The sequence below is a fragment of the Nonomuraea sp. NPDC050451 genome (genome assembly GCF_044458585.1).
Genome location: NZ_JBITHZ010000001.1, coordinates 297,946 through 315,704, shown reverse-complemented (window position 1 = coordinate 315,704; position 17,759 = coordinate 297,946). Strand labels below are relative to the sequence as shown.

The 17,759-nt window shown below is 70.7% G+C and carries 15 protein-coding genes; 7 read left to right on the top strand and 8 right to left on the bottom strand.

Translation table 11 applies throughout. The annotated features are described in order from the left end of the window. The first annotated feature begins 56 nt into the window (after positions 1–56). The 3 genes from ACIBI9_RS01320 to ACIBI9_RS01310 all read left to right on the top strand — a co-directional run bounded on the left by ACIBI9_RS01320 (position 57) and on the right by ACIBI9_RS01310 (position 3,937). Positions 57–2,279 (top strand): xanthine dehydrogenase family protein molybdopterin-binding subunit, encoded by a 2,223-nt coding sequence (locus ACIBI9_RS01320; RefSeq protein ID WP_397219920.1) that lies wholly within the window; start codon positions 57–59, stop codon positions 2,277–2,279. Then, positions 2,263–2,496 carry an EF-hand domain-containing protein gene (locus tag ACIBI9_RS01315; RefSeq protein ID WP_357729518.1) on the top strand — a complete coding sequence of 78 codons (234 nt, stop codon included), beginning with the start codon at positions 2,263–2,265 and terminating at the stop codon, positions 2,494–2,496. The genes ACIBI9_RS01320 and ACIBI9_RS01315 overlap by 17 nt, the downstream gene beginning before the upstream one ends. A gap of 61 nt (positions 2,497–2,557) precedes the next feature. Continuing rightward, positions 2,558–3,937 (top strand): NCS2 family permease, encoded by a 1,380-nt coding sequence (locus ACIBI9_RS01310; RefSeq protein ID WP_397219919.1) that lies wholly within the window; start codon positions 2,558–2,560, stop codon positions 3,935–3,937. On the opposite strand, the gene ACIBI9_RS01305 is transcribed toward ACIBI9_RS01310, so the two are convergent. Beyond that, on the bottom strand, positions 3,934–4,911 hold the full coding sequence (locus ACIBI9_RS01305) for an excalibur calcium-binding domain-containing protein (protein WP_397219918.1): 978 nt from the start codon (positions 4,909–4,911) through the stop codon (positions 3,934–3,936). The two genes, ACIBI9_RS01310 and ACIBI9_RS01305, sit on opposite strands and share 4 nt — an antisense overlap. Positions 4,912–5,059: 148 nt before the next feature. On the opposite strand from ACIBI9_RS01305, the gene ald reads away from it, so the two are divergent. Together ald and ACIBI9_RS01295 are read left to right on the top strand one after the other, a co-directional pair. Further along, positions 5,060–6,175 carry an alanine dehydrogenase gene (gene ald, locus ACIBI9_RS01300; protein ID WP_397219917.1) on the top strand — a complete coding sequence of 372 codons (1,116 nt, stop codon included), beginning with the start codon at positions 5,060–5,062 and terminating at the stop codon, positions 6,173–6,175. A gap of 73 nt (positions 6,176–6,248) precedes the next feature. Then, the gene (locus tag ACIBI9_RS01295) at positions 6,249–6,752 is read left to right on the top strand and encodes an EF-hand domain-containing protein (RefSeq protein WP_397219916.1); all 504 of its coding nucleotides are present in this window, start codon (positions 6,249–6,251) and stop codon (positions 6,750–6,752) included. Between the two features lie 132 nt (positions 6,753–6,884). Here ACIBI9_RS01295 and ACIBI9_RS01290 read toward each other — a convergent pair whose 3' ends face one another. Further along, positions 6,885–7,598, bottom strand: coding sequence for a DUF3105 domain-containing protein (locus ACIBI9_RS01290; RefSeq protein WP_397219915.1), 714 nt, complete (start codon positions 7,596–7,598; stop codon positions 6,885–6,887). A 116-nt stretch (positions 7,599–7,714) separates the two neighbouring features. Between ACIBI9_RS01290 and ACIBI9_RS01285 the strand changes: the two genes are divergently transcribed. Together ACIBI9_RS01285 and ACIBI9_RS01280 are read left to right on the top strand one after the other, a co-directional pair. Next, positions 7,715–8,362 carry a DUF305 domain-containing protein gene (locus tag ACIBI9_RS01285; protein WP_397219914.1) on the top strand — a complete coding sequence of 216 codons (648 nt, stop codon included), beginning with the start codon at positions 7,715–7,717 and terminating at the stop codon, positions 8,360–8,362. A gap of 4 nt (positions 8,363–8,366) precedes the next feature. Next, positions 8,367–9,809, top strand: a complete 1,443-nt coding sequence (locus ACIBI9_RS01280; RefSeq protein WP_397219913.1) for a phytoene desaturase family protein — start codon at positions 8,367–8,369, stop codon at positions 9,807–9,809. 145 nt (positions 9,810–9,954) lie between these two features. On the opposite strand, the gene ACIBI9_RS01275 is transcribed toward ACIBI9_RS01280, so the two are convergent. The 6 genes from ACIBI9_RS01275 to ACIBI9_RS01250 form a co-directional block, all read right to left on the bottom strand. Further along, positions 9,955–11,013 carry a threonine aldolase family protein gene (locus ACIBI9_RS01275; protein WP_397219912.1) on the bottom strand — a complete coding sequence of 353 codons (1,059 nt, stop codon included), beginning with the start codon at positions 11,011–11,013 and terminating at the stop codon, positions 9,955–9,957. Beyond that, positions 11,010–11,639 (bottom strand): SDR family NAD(P)-dependent oxidoreductase, encoded by a 630-nt coding sequence (locus tag ACIBI9_RS01270; protein WP_397219911.1) that lies wholly within the window; start codon positions 11,637–11,639, stop codon positions 11,010–11,012. The genes ACIBI9_RS01275 and ACIBI9_RS01270 overlap by 4 nt, the downstream gene beginning before the upstream one ends. After that, the gene (locus ACIBI9_RS01265) at positions 11,636–13,699 is read right to left on the bottom strand and encodes a DUF6421 family protein (RefSeq protein ID WP_397219910.1); all 2,064 of its coding nucleotides are present in this window, start codon (positions 13,697–13,699) and stop codon (positions 11,636–11,638) included. Before ACIBI9_RS01265 ends, ACIBI9_RS01270 begins: the two co-directional genes overlap by 4 nt. 70 nt (positions 13,700–13,769) lie before the next feature. Further along, complete coding sequence (locus ACIBI9_RS01260) at positions 13,770–14,426, bottom strand: response regulator transcription factor (RefSeq protein WP_185072735.1); 657 nt, start codon at positions 14,424–14,426, stop codon at positions 13,770–13,772. Positions 14,427–14,506: 80 nt separating this feature from the next. Beyond that, entirely contained in the window at positions 14,507–16,210 is a 1,704-nt protein-coding gene (locus tag ACIBI9_RS01255) for a serine/threonine protein kinase (protein ID WP_397219909.1), read from the bottom strand. Continuing rightward, positions 16,210–17,679 carry a zinc ribbon domain-containing protein gene (locus ACIBI9_RS01250; RefSeq protein ID WP_397219908.1) on the bottom strand — a complete coding sequence of 490 codons (1,470 nt, stop codon included), beginning with the start codon at positions 17,677–17,679 and terminating at the stop codon, positions 16,210–16,212. The genes ACIBI9_RS01255 and ACIBI9_RS01250 overlap by 1 nt, the downstream gene beginning before the upstream one ends. Positions 17,680–17,759 lie beyond the last annotated feature (80 nt).

Genomic DNA, 17,759 nt, shown 5'->3' with positions numbered 1-17,759 from the left:
GCAATTTCACGCGACGCGCATAGGACTCGGCGCGGCGGCGGTGCTCTACTCGGAGGATGACGGAGACCGCGTACACGACCCTGCACGGCACCGGACGAGGGGCCGGAAAAGGGGTAGGCGAGAGCGCGCGGCGGCCCGACGCGACGCTGAAGGTGACCGGCGAGTTCGCCTACGCCTCCGACCTGTGGCTGGACGGCATGGTGTGGGGCGCGACGCTGCGCAGCCCGCACCCGTCGGCCTGGATCCGCTCGATCGATGTGGGGCCCGCGCTGAAGATCCCGGGCGTGCTGACCGTGCTCACGCACGAGGACGTGCCGGGCGAGAAGTTCTACGGGCTCGACCACAAGGACCAGCCGGTGCTGGCCATCGACCAGGTCCGCTACCAGGGCGAGCCGGTGGCGGTGGTGGCCGCCGACCACCCCGAGACCGCGCGCAGGGCGGCGGCGGCCATCGTGGTCGAGTACGAGGTGCGCGAGGCCGTGACCGACCCCCGCCGGTCCCAGCGCTTCGTACGGCACCAGCCGGTGCGGCGCGGCGACACGTTCGAGGCCGAGGTCGTGGTCACCGGCGAGTACGAGGTCGGCATGCAGGACCAGGCCTTCCTCGGCCCCGAGTCCGGCCTGGCGGTCCCGGCCGAGGACGGCGGCGTCGACCTCTACATCGCCACCCAGTGGCTGCACGTGGACCGCGACCAGCTCGCCCCCTGCCTCGGCCTGCCCCCGGACAAGGTGCGCCTGACGCTGTCCGGCGTCGGCGGCGCGTTCGGCGCCCGCGAGGACCTGTCGATGCAGGCGCACGCCTGCATGCTGGCGCTGCGGCTGAACCGGCCCGTGAAGATCGTGTACGGCCGGGAGGAGTCGTTCTTCGGCCACGTGCACCGCCACCCGGCCGTGATGCGCTACGAGCACGGCGCGACCCGCGACGGCAAGCTGGTCTACGTCAAGGCCGACATCCTGCTGGACGGCGGCGCGTACTGCTCCTCCTCCCCCGCCGTGGTCGGCAACGCCGCGTCGCTGGGCGTGGGCCCGTACGAGGTGGAGAACGTGCAGGTGGACGCCACCGGCGTCTACACCAACAACCCGCCCTGCGGCGCGATGCGCGGCTTCGGCGCGGTCCAGGCGTGCTACGCGTACGAGTCGCAGATGGACCGGCTGGCCGAGGCGTGCGGCCTGTCGCCCGTGGAGATCCGCGTGCGCAACGCCGTCTCCCAGGGCTCCCACCTCATCACCGGCCAGGTGATCGACTCCCCGGCCCCGCTCGCGGAGATGCTGCGCGACCTCGATGCGATGCCGCTCCCTTCAGAACCCCTCAGTGATCTGCGGTCGATGCCCGGGGGCGTGTCCCAGACCACGCACGGCGAGTCGGTGCGCCGCGGCGTCGGCTACGGCGTCGGCATCAAGAACATCTGCTTCTCCGAGGGCTTCGACGACTTCTCCACGGCCCGGGTGCGCGCCGAGCTGGTCGGCGGCGAGCCGCACGTCACCGTGCACACGGCCGCCGCCGAGGTGGGCCAGGGCCTGGTGACGATCCAGGCCCAGATCGCCCGCAGCGAGCTGGGCATCGCGAACGTGACCGTGGCCACCGCCGACACCTCCGTCGGCTCGGCCGGCTCGTCGTCGGCCTCGCGCCAGTCGTACGTGACCGGCGGGGCGGTGCAGGCCGCCTGCGAGGCGGTGCGCAAGCGCTTCAACGGGCTGCCGCCGGAGGAGGCGCTGGAGAAGTTCGGGCCGATCGAGGAGACGCGGGAGTACCGGCACCGCCCCACGTACCCGATGGACCCGATCACCGGGCAGGGCAGCTCCCACACCCAGCTCGCCCTGTGCGTGCACCGGGCCGTCGTGGACGTGGACGTGGAATTGGGCCTGGTCAAGGTGGTCGAGCTGGCGGCCGTCCAGGACGTGGGCCGGATCCTGAACCCGCAGGCCCTCGAGGGCCAGATCCACGGCGGGTCCGCGCAGGGGCTCGGGCTGGCGCTCATGGAGGAGATCCAGGTCCGCGACGGACGGGTGCTGAACCCGTCGTTCACGGACTACCTCATCCCCACGATCCTCGACATGCCGCCGATGCAGATGAAGATCCTGGAAAATCCGGATCCGGCGGCGCCGTACGGGTTGCGCGGCGCCGGCGAGCCCCCGACGCTCTCCTCCACCCCCGCCGTCGCCGCCGCCGTGCGGGCGGCGACCGGTCTGCGGTTGACTCGGGTTCCGATTAGGCCAGAAGATATCGCGTTGTTTGATAGCGGATCGACAATGGGGGTAACCGATGGCAAGCGCTCGTGAAGCGGCCGAGGCGGAGTTCCGGCGCTTCGACACCGACGGCGACGGCCTGCTGACGGCCGACGAGATCCGCCGGGCCAACGAGGCGCTGGGTGGACAGGGCGCGTCCGAGAGCGAGATCGAGGCGTTCATCAAGTCGGCCGACAACGACGGCGACGGGACGATCGGGCTGGAGGAGTTCATGGGGCTCGTGGGCCACGGGCGCCACGAGAAGGCGTGATCTCGCCGGCCGCCGGGTAGCTATGCGCCATCCCCCTTGATCATGCGAAGGGGGATGGCGGGTGCTCGACCGGTTCTTCGAGCTCACCGGGCGGGGGACGACCGTCGGCCGCGAGGTGCGTGGCGGGGTCACCACGTTCGTGGCCATGGCCTACATCATCCTGCTCAACCCGATCATCCTGGCCGGCGCCACGGACGTCACGGGCGCCCGGCTCTCCATCGCCCAGCTCACCACGTCCACGGCGCTCGCCGCGGCCGTCTCCACGCTGCTGATGGCCTTCGTCGGCAACGCGCCCTTCGGCCTGGCCGCCGGGCTCGGCCTCAACGCGGTGGTCGCCTACCAGGCCGCCCCGCACATGACGTGGGCCCAGGCCATGGGCCTGGTGGTGCTGGAGGGCTTCGTCATCATCGTGCTGGCCGTGACGGGCCTGCGCACGCTGATCATGAACGCCATCCCGCTCGCGCTCAAACACGCCATCAGCGTGGGCATCGGGCTGTTCATCGCCCTGATCGGCCTGGTGGACGCCGGGTTCGTGACGCGGGGCACCGGCACGCCCGTGCAGCTCGGCGCCACGGGCCACCTCATAGGCTGGCCGGTCGTCGTGTTCTGCTTCGGCCTGCTCCTGATGATCGTCCTGTTCGTACGCAGGACCCCGGCGGCGATCCTGATCAGCATCGTCGTGACGGCGGCCCTGGCCATCTGGGTCAACTCGGTCGCCAAGGTCCCGCCCCGGTCGTGGGGCGTGGTGACGCCGCGCGTGCCGGAGCGCCTGGTCGCGGCGCCGGATTTCGGGCTGGTGGGCGCGTTCGACCTGTTCGGCGGGTTCGGCAGGGCGGGGGCGCTGACGGCGGCCGTGGTGCTGTTCACGCTGGTGCTGTCGGGGTTCTTCGACGCGATGGGCACGATCATCGGCGTGAGCGACGAGGCCGGGATGGTGGACCAGCGGGGCCAGGTGCCCCGGCTGGGCCGCGTCCTGACCGTGGACGGCGTGGCGGGCATGATCGGCGGCTCGGTGAGCTCCTCGGCCAACACCGTCTTCGTCGAGTCCGCCGCGGGCGTCGGCGAGGGCGCGCGGACCGGCCTGGCCAGCGTGGCGACCGGGGCGCTGCTGGGGCTGACGCTGCTGTTCACGCCGCTGACCTCGGTGGTGCCCGCCGCCGCTGCCGCGCCCGCGCTGGTGCTGGTCGGGGCGCTGATGATGATGCAGAGCAGGAACGTGCCCTGGGCCGACCTGGACGTGGCCATCCCGGCGTTCCTGACGATCGCGTTCATGCCGTTCACGTACTCGATCACGAACGGGGTGGGCGCGGGCGTGATCGCCTACACCCTCGTCAAGGCGGCCAGAGGGCGCTTCTCCGAGATCCCGTGGCTGCTCTGGATCGTCTCGCTGATCTTCGTGGCCTACTTCGCGATCGACGGGCTGGAGGAGCTGTTCGGTTAGCGCATGTCGCCGCTGTTGCAGGCCACGCCGTTGCCGTCGACGTCCACGTACCAGGAGTATTCCTCGTGGGTGCCCTTGTAGTAGGGGCCGTCCCCGGCGGCCACGGCCTCCTTGCAGCCGGCATAGCGCTTGTCGGGGGTGCGCCGGGGGCCCGAGGCGGGGTTGGTGCTTCCGGGGGTGCCGGTGATGCCGGGGTTGCCTGTGGTGCCGGGATTGCCCGTGGTGCCGGGATTGCCCGTGGTGCCGGGGTTGGCCGGGTTGGTGGCGGTGCCGGGGGTGGTGTTCTGCTGGCCCGGGGGGTTCTGGCTGTTCTGCGACGGCGTGCCGCCGGGCTGCTGCGGCTGCGAGGCCGGGTCCGAGGGCTGCGTGGACGCGCCCGGCGTGGTGCCCAGCAGGCGGGTCACCAGCGCGTCGGCCTCCTCCTTCTCGAAGCCCGAGATGCTCATGCTGTCGCCGTCCATGTACTGGGTGACGACGGGCGCGGCCAGCACGACCTTGGGCACGTCAGGCTGCGCGGGGGCCAGCACGATGGCCACCTGCCGCTGCTCGGGCACCAGCTCGTCGATGAGCTGCACGAGACGCTCCTTGAACCGCGGGGCGATCGCGATGCGCACGGAGTATTGGCCGTCCTTCTCGCGCACCGGCTCGACCCGCTGCACGGAGTCGACCGTGACGCCGTCCTCCAGGAAGTAGCAGTTCTTCTGCTCCTCGTCGAGCACGGCCTCCGCGCGGGGACACGGCGCGGCCTCGGCCTTCCGGACGGGGGCGAAGTGGATGGGCACGGCCAGCCGCTGCGCCGGCGCCGCACCCAGGAGCGGCATGTCGGGATTTCTGGTCATCAGGACGGCGATCGAGCCGACCACGCCCGCGACCAGCACGACGAGAACGAGCGAGACGATCAGCAAGATGGTGGTGGCCTTGCTGGCCTTCGGCTCCCCGGGGTCCGCGGGTGGCGGCTCTTCCGGCTTGTCCATCTATGGCGATCCCATCCTGACGTTCGGACTGCCGGTGAGCCTATCGAGGTACGGCGGCACCGGGGTAATCAGCCCGATAATCCTCACCTATTCGGGGGAGAGAGGAAGAATGGAGGCGTAAGCGCACAAGAGCGAGAAGAGTTCGCCCATGAAAGTCGGTGTTCCGCAAGAGCTCAAGAACAGCGAATATCGGGTGGCCCTTACCCCGGCCGGAGTACACGAGTTCGTACGCCACGGCCATCGGGTCTTCGTGGAACAGGGGGCGGGCGTCGGCTCCGCGATCCCCGACGACGACTTCGCCGCGGCCGGAGCCGTCATGGTCCCGGACGCCGACGAGGTCTGGTCGGCCGCCGACATGGTCATGAAGGTGAAGGAGCCGGTGCCGGAGGAGTACCACCGGCTGCGCAAGGGGCAGGTGCTGTTCACGTACCTGCACCTGGCCGCGTCCAGGCCCTGCACGCAGGCCCTGCTCGACTCCGGCTGCACGGCCGTCGCCTACGAGACCGTCCAGACGGCCAACAGGGCGCTGCCGCTGCTCGCGCCCATGTCCGAGGTGGCGGGCAGGCTGGCGCCGCAGGTGGGCGCGTACCACCTGATGCGCTCGGGGGGCGGCAGGGGCGTGCTGATGGGCGGCGTCTCCGGCGTGCGCGCGGCGCAGGTCGTGGTCATCGGCGCCGGCGTGTCCGGCATGAACGCCGCCGCCATCGCCCTCGGCATGCAGGCCGAGGTCCTGCTGCTCGACAACAACATCGACAAGCTGCGCCAGGCCGACCTGATCTACCAGGGCCACTGCCAGACCGTCGCCTCCAACACCTTGGAGATCGAGCAGGCGGTGCTGGAGGCCGACCTGGTCATCGGCGCGGTGCTGGTGCCCGGCGCCAAGGCGCCGACGCTGGTGAGCAACGACCTGGTGAGCCGGATGAAGCCGGGCTCGGTGCTGGTGGACATCGCGATCGACCAGGGCGGCTGCTTCGAGGACTCCCGGCCGACCACGCACGAGCGACCCACGTACCGGGTGCACGACTCGCTCTTCTACTGCGTGGCCAACATGCCCGGCGCGGTGCCGCACACCTCGACGTTCGCGCTGACGAACGTGACGCTGCCGTACGCGCTGGCCATCGCCGACCTGGGCTGGAAGCAGGCCATGCGCGAGGACCCGGCGCTCGCGCTGGGCCTGAGCACCCACGACGGCCACCTGACCAGCCGCCCGGTGGCCGAGGCGCACGGTCTGGAGTGGAAGCCCATCGAACACGCTCTTTCGTGAGCCTTCTGTCCATCACATCCGGTGCGAGTTACGCTAAGTAGCGTTAGACTACGTAGAGTAACTGATCGGAGTCATGATGGCGCAGAAGAGCAGCTTCCGCGAGAGCGCGGAGCGCAACTTCAAGGACTTGGACGCCGACGGCGACGGCTTCCTGACCAGATACGACTACCTGGCGCTGGCCCAGCGGCGGCTGGAGCAGACCGGCGTGCGCGCGGACTCGCCCGAGGCCGAGGCGGTCGTCAACGCGTTCCTCAACGCCTGGGACACCCACGCCCGGGCCCTCGACACCGACCGCGACGGGCAGATCAGCAAGGAGGAGTACGTCAAGTCCTTCGAGTCGCTGGTACGCACGGGCGCCCTCGAAGCGGTGCTCGCGCCGATCACCCGGGCCACCTTCGCCGTCGCCGACCGCGACGGCGACGGCTGGATCACGATGGAGGATTTCCGCACCGTCTGGAACCGCGCGGACACCGACCTCGCCACGGCCTTCTCCCGCGTGGACGCCGACGGCGACGGCCGCATCTCCTTCGAGGAGTACGCCCGGGCCCGCCAGGGCCTCCTCATCGACGGGGTCTAGCACCCCGTCACGGGCGTCGGCCGGAGTGCCCACACCCACGAGGGGGCGGCCACGCCGCCGAAGGGGCCACGCATCCACCCCTCCGGCGTACTGCCGCTCCTCGCTCCGGCCGATGCCCACCGGCCGCGCGGGCTACTTCTGCGACTGGCTGGGCGACGGCGAGATGGTCTCCATCGGCGGCTGCTGCTGGTTGCCCGTCGGCTCCGGCGGCAGCGGCGCCTGGTCGGCCGTCGTCGTGATGGCGTCCTCGCCGCCGCACGTGGCGCCGGGCTCCGGCGTGTCAGCCCCGTTCTGGAACTTCTTGATGAACGCCCCCAGCTTCGGGTCGGCGGGGTCGTTCAGCTTGAGCTGGTGCCCCCACGACGACGCGACCACCGGCGCGGGCAGGTTGGGGTACGGGCTGACCAGCATGTAGTCCTGCTGGCCCGTGGACGTCGCCACTTCCTTCAGCTTGTCGACCTGCGCCTTGGGCAGGTCGGGCCGGTAGGTGATCCAGATGGCCCCGTGCTCCAGGGAGTGCACGGCGTGCTCGTTGTGGATGGGCTTGTCGTAGATCGAGCACGACTGCCAGTAGTTGTTGTGCTGACCACCCACCGGAGGGCTCTCCTTGTAGGTGACCGCGTTCCACACGTGCTGCCCGGCCTCGTACTTGTAGTTGGCCACGGCGTCCAGCGAGGTCTCGCGGGCCTGCTTGACCAGGTAGAAGCCGACCACGCCGACGAGCACCACGATGATCAGACCGCCCGTCCCCCACATGAGCAGCGCGGCGCGGCGTTGTTTGCGCTTCTGCTCGGCCCGCATCTTCGCAAGATGCTCGCGCCTCGCCTGCGCCTTCTCCTTCGTCATCGTTCCTCCATCGGCGTACCAACTCCGGTCACCCTATTGCCTCCTGGCGTATGCGGAGAATAAGGCGCTTATAAGCGTCCGATCACGACCCCCGCGGTGGGTACGCTGGACGGGCCATGGAAAAACCCGCGAGTAAACCCATCCTGATCGTCTGCGGCGTGCTGGTGCTCGCCCTGGCCGCATTTTTCCTGTTCGGCCGCGACGGCACGCCCGGCGACACCTCGCCCGAGGCCGGATTCGCCCGCGACATGGCCACGCACCATGCCCAGGCCGTGGACATGTCGTTCATCGTCAGGGACAAGGGTCCGGCCAAAGAGATCAGAAACTTGGCGTTCGACATCATCAACACCCAGGCAAACCAGCGTGGCATGTTCCTGGGCTGGCTGCAGCAGTGGGGTCTCGACCAGGCGAGCGGCCAGAAGCCGATGGCCTGGATGAGCGGCCACGGCCACGGCGGCACCGCGACGCCCGCCGGCGGGGCCGCGCCCGGCTCCATGCCCGGCATGGCCACGCCGCAGGAGCTGACCCAGCTCAAGCAGGCGCAGGGCACGCAGGCCGAGGTGCTGTTCCTGCAGCTGATGATCCGCCACCACGAGGGGGGTGTGCAGATGGCCGAGGGGCTGCTCAAGCTGTCCACGCGCGCCGAGGTCGTCAGCATGGCGCAGAAGATCGTCCAGGGGCAGAGCGGGGAGATCAAGCTCATGACGGAGCTGCTCAAGCAGCGGGGCGCGCAGCCCTACCCGTCGATCCTCAAGCCCCAGTAAGGCCATGGACGCCGACGCGGTCGTGGTGGGCTCCGGGCCCAACGGGCTCGTCGCCGCCGTCATGCTGGCCCGGGCCGGGCGCCGGGTGCTGCTGCTGGAGGCCGCCGACCGGTTCGGCGGCGGGCTCCGGTCCGGCGAGCTGACGCTGCCGGGGCGGGTGCACGACCTGTGCGCGACGGTGATGGCGATGGCCGTGGCGTCCCCCGCGTTGCGGGCACTGGATCTTCCGGGTGTGGAGTTCGTGCATCCCCCGGTGCCCGCGGCCCATCCGCTCGACGATCGTCCCGCCGTACTCGTGCACCGCGACGCCCACCGCACCGCCCAGGGGCTGGGGCGCGACGCGGGCGCGTGGCTGGCGACCGTGGGCGCGGCGGCCCGCGCCGGGTTCCCGCTGGTCGACCTGCTCCTCAAGCCGCTCGGCCCGTGGCGGGCCACAGCGGTGGGGCCGGGCTCGCAGGGGGTGGGGCCGCGTGCGTTCGCGCAGGCGGCCAGGTTCGGGATGGCGGCGGCACTGCCCGCCACGACGTTCGCCCGGCGGGTGTTCCGGACCGTGGAGGGGCGGGCGCTCATCGCGGGCATGGCCGCCCACTCCGTACAGGACCTGCGCGCGCCCATCACCGCCGGATACGGGCTGATGCTCGCGTCCCTGGCCCACCTGGCGGGCTGGCCTCTGGTGCGGGGCGGGTCGCAGGTGCTGGCCGACGCGCTGGTGGCCGAGCTCAGGTCGCTGGGCGGGGAGGCGGTCACCGGCCACCGCGTGCGCCGGCTGTCGGAGCTGTCAGCGCCGACAGTGGTGCTGGACGTCTCGCCCCGGCAGTTCCTCGCGATGGCGGACCTCCCGGCGGGCTACCGGCGGCGGCTCGCCCGGTTCCGGTACGGTCCCGGCGTCTTCAAGATGGACTGGGCCCTGGACGGGCCGGTGCCGTGGCGGGACCCGGCGGTGGCGGGCGCGGGCACCGTACACCTGGGCGGGACGCTGGAGGAGATCGCGCTGAGCGAGGCGGAGACGGCCGCCGGCCGGCACTCGCCCCGGCCGTACGTGCTGGCGGTCCAGCCGTACGCGGCTGACTCGGCGAGGGGCGGGCACACGTTCTGGGCCTACTGCCACGTGCCCGCCGGCTCGACCGTGGACATGACGGACGCCGTCGAGACCCAGATCGAGCGGTACGCGCCCGGCTTCCGCGACCGCGTCCTGGCCCGCCACACGATGGGCCCCGCCGCCCTGGAGGCCGCCAACCCCAACCTGGTGGGGGGCGACATCACCGGCGGCCTCACCAGCCTGATCCAGTTCCTCCGCCGCCCCGTCTGGTCCCCGGCGCCGTGGCGCACGCCACTGCCGGGCGTCTTCCTGTGCTCGGCCTCCACGCCACCCGGCCCGTCGGTACACGGGATGGGCGGCTGGCAGGCAGCCCGCCTCGCCCTGCAGACCAACCCCCACAAGCCGTAACGGCCGACGGCGGCGCGCTCCATGCCACCCGCCACCCACCCCGCTGGCGAAGCGCCGTGCGAAGGAGCCCGGCGCAACGCCAACGGCGCCCCACCCCCCGGGCGGGGGCGCCGAGCACGCCGCCCCCGCCGGATAGGGCCAGGGGTCAGGGGCGGGCGGTGTGCATTTCGTCGGACAGGGCGGCGGCGAAGGCGTCCACGTCGGCCTCCGTCGTGTCGAAGGCGCACATCCACCGCACCTCCCCCGTCGCCTCGTTCCACGTGTAGAACCGGAACCGCTTGGCCAGCCGCTCCGTCACGTCCCCGGGCAGGATCGCGAAGACGGCGTTCGCCTCCACCGGCCGGGTCAGCGTCACCCCCGGGATGCCGCTGACCGCGTCGGCCAGGCGGCGGCCCATGGCGTTGGCCTGGCGGGCGTTGCGCAGCCACAGGTCCCCCGACAGCAGCGCCTCGAACTGCGCCGACACGAAGCGCATCTTCGACGACAGCTGCATGAACGTCTTGCGGATGTAGTCGACCCCGCTGGCGGCGGCGGGGTTGAGGACGACGACGGCCTCGCCGTACAGCAGCCCGATCTTGGTGCCGCCGAAGGAGAGCACGTCCACCCCCACGTCCGTCGTGAGGGCTCGCAGCGGGACGTCGAGGGCGGCGGCGGCGTTGGTGAGGCGGGAGCCGTCAAGGTGGACGAGCAGCCCCAGGTCATGGGCGTGCGAGCAGATCGCCGCGATCTCGTCGGCCGTGTAGAGGGTGCCGAGCTCGGTGGTGTTGGAGATGGACACCACGCGCGGCTGCGCCCGGTGCACGTCGCCGAACCCCCACGCCTGCCGGTCGATCAGCTCCGGCGTGAGCTTGCCGTCGGGCGTGGGCACGGTGAGCAGCTTGATGCCGCCCGCCACCTCGGGCGCGCCGCCCTCGTCGGTGTTGATGTGGGCGCTTTCCGCGCAGATGACCGCCTCCCAGTGGGCGGTCATCGAACGCAGGGAGACGACGTTGGCGGCCGTGCCGTTGAAGACCGGCCAGGCCTGCGCCTGCTCGCCGAAGTGCCGCTTGAAGACCTCCGCCATGGCCTCGGTGTAGACGTCCTCGCCGTAGGCGGTCTGGTGGCCGCCGTTGGCGGCGGCGATGGCCTGGAGGATCTCGGGGTGCACCCCGGCGTAGTTGTCGCTGGCGAACGCCTTGAGCCGGGGGTCGTGCCGGGAAGTCACGCAGTAAGGTCCAATCGGGTGCCGTTGACCTCGGCGGCAGGGCGGTCGTAGAGGCCGCCGATGGCCGCCGCGAGGTCGTGTACGTCGGTGAAGCCGGCGAACTTCGCGTCGGGCTTCTCGGCCCGCATGGCGTCGTTCACCAGGGCCTTGACCACCAGGATGGTGGCCGCGCTGCCGGTGCCGGAGAGCGCGTCGGCGAGGGAGAGCGTCCACGCCTCCGCAGCCGCCTTGGCCGCCGCGTAGACGGCGCCCCCGGCGGAGGGCCGCTCGGCCGCCTTGGCCGAGACGATCACGAAGCGGCCGTTGTCGCTGTCCCGCAGCAGCGGCTCGAACGCCAGCGACACGTTCTGGAGCGTGCGGATCAACAGGTCGTGCAGGAGGTCCCAGTCGTCGAGGCTGGTCTCGGCGAACGAGCCGGCGCCGCGCCAGCCGCCGACCAGGTGCACCACGCCGTCCACATGGCCGTGCTCCCGCTCGATCCGGTCAGCCAAGCCCTGTACGGCGGTGCGGTCGAGAAGGTCGACGTCCTCCTTGTCGACCCCGATCACCGTGTGACCATTTTTCCGGAAATATCCGGAAACGGCCTCACCGGTCGGCCCCCCAGCACCCGTCACCAGAATGATCATGCGCGCAGTCCCTTAGTCGATTCGACCACTTCGGCCAGCTTACGGCGCAGTGCCTCGTAGAACATGCTCAGCGGGAACTCGTCCGCCAGCACCGCGTCCACCTTGGCCTTCTGCTCCTCCGGCAGCGCCTGGACGCCCTTGGCCCAGACGGAGCCGGGGTGCGGCGCCACGTACGCGCTCACCAGCTCGTACGCCGCCAGCCAGTGCGCCAGCTTGGACCGGTCGATGCTGTCGCGATACAGCTTCTCGACCTCGCCCCGCAGGTCGGCGACCCCGTCCGCGACCCGCTCCCAGTCGATCGTGAGCCGGTTGTCCGTCCAGCGCACGATGTCGTTGCGGTGCAGGTAGGCGAAGAGCAGCTGCCCGCCGAGCCCGTCGTAGTTCCGCACCCGCTCCCCGGTGATCGGGAACCTGAACAGCCGGTCGAACAGGATCGCCACCTGCACGTACCGCGCGTGCGGCACGCCCTGGGCCTCCAGCTTGACGGCCTCGCCGAACGCGGTCAGGTCGCAGCGCAGCTCCTCCAGCGAGTACAGCCAGTACGGCATCCGCTGCTTGATCATGAACGGGTCGAACGGCAGGTCCCCGTGGCTGTGGGTGCGGTCGTGGACCAGGTCCCAGAGCACGAACGTGTCCTGCGCGAGCCGCTGCGAGTCCAGCAGCCTGGCCGCGTCCGGCGGCAGGTCGAGCTTGAGCGTCTCGGCGGCGGCCTGCGACACCCGCCTGAACCTGGCGGCCTCGCGGTCGGCGAAGATCCCGCCCCAGGTGAAGCGCGCCGGAGCCTGCCGCACCGCGACCGTCTCGGGGAACAGCACGGCGGAGTGGGTGTCGTAGCCGGAGGTGAAGTCCTCGAACGCGATCGGCACGAACATCGGGTTGTCGTAGCCGCCCGCCTCCAGCTCGGCCAGCCAGTCCGGCCAGATCGTCCGGATCCAGACGGCCTCCAGGTTGCGGGCCGGGTTGCCGTTCTGGGTGTACATGGGGAAGACCACGACGTGCTCCAGCCCGTCCTCGCGCTGGGTGTCGGGGTGGAACAGGTCGAGCGAGTCGAGGAAGTCGGGCACGCCGAGGTCCTGGTCGGCCCACTTCGCCAGGTCGCTCTGGACGGCCTGGAGGTAGGCGGCATCATGGGGGAAATATGGCGATATTTCGCCCAAGTGCGCCCCGATCTCGGCCACCAGCGCCTTCGCCCGCTCCTTCTCCTCCGGCACCGAGCCGTCCTTGACCTGCAGCGGCCGCAGCTCCTCGACGGCCGCCTTGAGCCGGGCGAACCCGGCCGCCTTGGCCTCGTCACGCGACCCGGCGGCGGCGCCGGCGTCGGGGACGCGGGCGGCCCAGGTGATCACGTTGCCCCAGAGGCGCCGGTGGTCGTAGTCCTCGATGGAGTCGTCGCCGAAGAGGTCGGAGTCGGCGAACGCGACGACGCGCCCCTTGCCGTACCGGACGGCGGCGGCCAGCGGCGCGCCCGCCGGGTCGGCGGTCGGCGAGGTCGCGAACAGGACCTCACTCTCGCCCGCGAGCGTGAGGACGCCGGTGCGGTAGAAGCAGGCCGTGCGGACCCCGGCGAGCAGGCCGGAGGTGGTCGCAGGCCCGGCGAGCACCCAGGTGGCCACGTCCCGGTGCGCGTGCTTCGGGTCGCGCACGGTGGTGTGCGCCACGCCCACCCCGAACCGCCCGAGCAGCTCACGCAGGTTGTTGCCGTACTTGTCCTGCTCCTCCTCGGCCAGCACCACCAGCCCGCCGCCGTCGGCGACGAAGGACTCGATCGCGTCCAGCTCGGCGGCGGTGAAGACGGGGCTGCCCTGCCCGGTGGTACGTTCCCACCGCTCTCCGGACGGGTGCGCGATCACCAGGACGTCCTGCTCGGCGAGCGCCTCGGGCGTGAGCGCGCCGGAGGTGTGGGCACCGACCGTGTGCCCCAGGTGCCGCAGCAACCCGGCCGCGCGGGCGTAGCTGTTGTCGTCGGGATGGGCGGGATTGATGGCCTCGGCCACCTCGCGCCGGACGGTCCACGACTCGCTGTGGGCCTCGTCGAACAGCACCCGAGGGAACGCTTGCATGAAATATCTCCTGTATCTACCGCCTTCTGACGGAAAATATACACAAGACAGTCCCTACATCGCCAAACCCTCAGGCGGCACCCGGCCGGACCACCCCGGTCTCGTACGCGAAAACCACGGCCTGCGCCCGGTCCCGGAGCGACAGCTTCATCAGCACCCGCGCCACGTGCGTCTTGACCGTGGCCTCCCCCACGTACAGCTCCCCGGCGATCTCCGCGTTGGTGAGGCCGCGCGCCAGCAGCCGCAGCACCTCCAGCTCGCGCGGCGTCAGCTCGGCCAGCCGGGGCGAGGGCGTCGGCTCGGCCCGGCCCGCGAACGTGGCGATCACCCGGCTCGTCACGGCCGGGTCGAGCAGCGCGTCACCGGCGTGCACCACCCTGATCGCCTCCAGGAGCTGCTCCGGCGGCGACACCTTCAGCAGGAAGCCGCTGGTGCCGGCGCGCAGGGCGGCGTAGAGGTTCTCGTCGGTGTCGAACGTGGTCAGCGTGATGACCTTGGGCGGCGACGGGTCGTCCAGCAGTTCCTTGGCCGCGGCCAGCCCGTCGAGCCGGGGCATCGAGATGTCCATGAGCACGATGTCCGGCCGCGTACGCCTGACCACGGCGACGGCCTCGCGCCCGTCGGACGCCTCGCCGACCACCTCCATGCCGGGGTCGCTGTCGACGACCATGCGCAGCCCGGCCCTGACCATCGCCTGATCGTCGGCGATGACTATGCGAATGCCCACAAGCCGGAGGGTAGACGCCGGGCCCCACCTTGAACACCGCTTGAACACCCAGGCCAAGCCGCACGCAAGTGAGTCACAAGTCACGACACGTGGACGCTCTGCCGGATGCGGGTCTGGGTGGCGTCGTCGCAGGTGGTCTTGGCGCAGAAGTACATCACGAGCATGGTCTTGGGCCGGCGGTCGATCACGTAGCTGACGAAGCCCAGCCTCGTGCCGGTCGCGGGGTCGTGCAGGGAGCCGTCGAAGCGGGTGGCGGGGCTGGTGCCGGCCTGGTCCGGCACGGGTTTGCCGACGTCGACCTGGCCGGGCAGCAGGGCCTCCATCTTGGCCTTCATCTGCTCGGAGTTGCCGCTGGCGTCGAGGGTGTCGGAGACCTGGACGTAGACGCCCGAGGCGGAGTCGGGGTCGTCCTCGACGACCTGGGAGACGGCCGTCCAGTCCGCGCCAGGGCCGGCCACGAACAGGGACTCGAACTCCTGGGCGTGCGGCGAGACCACCGCGAACAGGTCCTGGTGGGTGCGCACGGTCCAGTCGCCCGGGTACTCGAACGTGAGCGGCGCGGCGGCGCTGGTCTTGTAGCGCGACCAGGTGTCGCCGCGGTGATTCATGATGATCATGGCGACGATCGCGAGGGCCGCCACGGCGGCGACCAGCGTGGTGGCCACGATCGGGATGCGTCCCGGGCGTTTCTTGGGCGCGGTCGGATGCGTGGGCGGCGAGGGCGCCCGGTCCGACCCGACCGGCGTGAACGGAGGCCCCGAAACGGGCCCCGGGATGGGCGCGGGGATGGGCGCGGGGTGCGGGCCGGAGGCGGGCCCGGTCGGGGGGCCCGTCGTGGATCCCGGGACGGGCGCGGGGTACGGCGCCGGGTGCGGCCCGGAGTGGGGACCCTGGCGGGGCACGAAGTGGGGTCCGCTGGTCGGGCCGCTCATGGGATCGGACTGATACCCGCTGATCGCGTCACGCAGCGCGGTCACGAACTCCGTACAGGTGGCGTAGCGCTGCTCGGGCGCCTTGGCCAGCGCCCGCATCATCACGGCGTCGATCTGGGCGGGCAGGTCGGGCCTGAGCTGCGAAAGCGGCGTCGGCTGCTCGGCCAGATGGGCCCAGAGCAGCGCGATGTCGTTCTCGCGCTGGAACGGCAGCCGCGCCGACAGCCCCTCGTAGACCACGCAGGCCAGCGCGTACTGGTCGCAGCGGCCGTCGATGTGCTCCTTGTTGATCTGCTCGGGCGACATGTAGCGGGGCGTGCCGATGAACTGGTCGGTCTGGGTCAGCCCCGAGATCGACGAGCGGTGCTTGGTGATGCCGAAGTCGGTCAGGTAGACGTGGTCGCCGGCCAGCAGGATGTTGGCCGGTTTGACGTCGCGGTGGATCAGGTCGTGCGCGTGCGCGGCGTCGAGGGCGGCGGCGACCTGCGCGAAGATCTGGTTGGCCTGGCCGATCGGCAGCGGTCCGCGGTCGTAGATGAGCCGGCGCAGGTCGAGCCCGTCGACGTAGCGCATGGCGATGTAGAGAACGCCGTCGGCGTCGGCGTTGGCCTCGTAGATCGGGATGATGTTGGGGTGCTCGATGCTGGCGACCGTTCTGGACTCCAGGATGAACCGTTGCCTGAACCGGTCGTCGACGCTGAGCACCGGGTTGAGGATCTTCAGCGCCACGCGGCGGCTCAACCTGGGGTCGAGCGCAAGGTAGACCACGGCCATGCCGCCCTTGCCGACGATGTCCTCGATGTAGTACCCGGCCACCTCCTGGCCGATGAGCGATCTTTCGTTCAATGGCATCACGTCTCGATGGGGTGGCCGCAGTAGCCGCAGAAGCGATGCGCGGGCCCGAGTCGCATGCCGCACGAGGTGCAGTACTTGATCGCCGGGTCCGGCGCGGTCATCACCTGCTGCTGTTGCTGCGGAACCATGGGGAACGCCTGCGACCGCCGTACGACCACGGTCTGGTTGGCTCCGTCGTCGAGCGGTGGTGCCGCCGCCGCCAGTGGCTCTGGTGGCTCTGTCACCTTTTCAGGAGCACGGCGGCGCCACAGCAGATACGCTCCGCCCGCAGCCGCCATGAAAAGGATTCCGGCCGCCACGATGAACGGCCACAGCGGCGTCGACCGGGTGGCCGGGCTCGCCACCTGTTTCGTGCCCTGGTCCTCCGGCCCGCCCCGTTTCTCCAGCGAGGTCTTCAGCAGCTTGGCGGCCACCACGTTGCCCGGATAGAGCTCGAGCACGCGCTGGAAGCCGGGCGCGGCCTCCGTGTAGTACTTGGTGTGATAGCGGGTCAGCGCCGCCTCGAACGCCGTGTCGATCGCGCCTCTGCGTGGCACCACCTTGGCGGCGGCCAGGATGCCGTTGATCTCCCTGACGCCGATCATCTTGCCCTCTTTGCCGCCGCCCACCAGCAGGCCGATGACGTGGCCGTTCTTGTCGCCGATCACGGGGGCGCCGATGAGTCCCTGGTCCGCCAGACCGCCCAGCTTGACCGGCTCGTCCACCTTCTTCTCCGGGTCGGCGAACGGCCTGCCGGTGTCGCCGCCCACGCCGCCCTTGGCCAGGTGGGCGATCTCGACGGTCTCCAGGACCTTCGGGCCCGGCCGGCCGAGGAAGCCCGCCACGTTGGTGGGCGAGCCCTCCTGGTCGGGCACCTTGTCGGCGAGCGGCGCGGTGGGCATGCCGACGCTTCCGGTCACGGGGGTCACCGGCACCAGCACTGCGGGGCTGTCGGGCGTCGGGCCGGCCTTGATGCACTTGACCTTGATGCCGTTGGGACTCGGCGGCGACACGTTGGGGTAGGCCGTGATCTCGGTGGTCACGTTGATGATGCAGGTGGCGGTGTTGGTCTTCGGCGGGTAGCACTCCGCCAGGTGGTGGTTGAGGAGGTCGTCCTTGAGCTTGTGCTTCTTGTAGTCGAGAGGGATCTTCACCTTGTGGTGCTCGGCGAAGACCTTGTTCGCCGCGTAGATCGCGACGTCGTTGGGGTTCACGGCCAGGCGTCTGAGCGCGACGATCGTGCCGTCGGGGTTGACGACGGTGCCCGTGCCGGCGGCGAACGGGATGTCGTAGGACCGCTCCACATGTTTGAGCTCGCCGACGTGGTCGAGCAGGGTGATCTCCACATGAGACACGGCTTCGAGCCGCACCACGGCCGAGGTCACCAGGTCGGTGATCCCGCTCGGGTGTTCGTGAGCCGCGACCGGCATCGCGATCAGCGCCAGTGCCGCCGCGACGACACCGGCAAGAGCTGTGAGGCGCGCCATCTCCGCTCCCAACGCAGGTCTAGGACCAGGGTCCCAATCACATGCTGTAAGTCAATAGACCGCCACGTAGACAAGCGCTT